Raw genomic sequence first — 310 nt, forward strand, 5'->3', positions numbered from 1 at the left:
GAAGATACTGGAAGAAATTACGCGGCTGATAACCGAAACAGACTGTAAGGTTATCGGATTATCGGGCACCCCGTTCTCGCCGTTCCTCGGTCACTACTACCAGAAGCTGATAAAGCCCACCACGATAAAAGAGTTAATCCAGCGTGGCGACCTGAGCGCGTATGAGTTCTATGCCCCCACGAAACCCGATTTAACCGGGGTGAAGTCCACTCAAAGCGCTGAGTACGGCAGTGATTACAAGGAAGACGAAATAGCGGAAATCATGTGCGGGGCTGATTTGGTGGGGGATGTGGTCAGTAGCTGGCTGAAA

General features: G+C 51.3%; 1 pseudogene. It reads left to right on the forward strand.

What is annotated here, in order from left to right:
• A pseudogene (locus PSI23_RS22260) lies at positions 1-310 on the forward strand (DEAD/DEAH box helicase); the annotation flags it as partial.

The sequence above is a fragment of the Xenorhabdus yunnanensis genome, assembly GCF_028598805.1.
In the GTDB taxonomy this organism is placed as follows: domain Bacteria; phylum Pseudomonadota; class Gammaproteobacteria; order Enterobacterales; family Enterobacteriaceae; genus Xenorhabdus; species Xenorhabdus yunnanensis.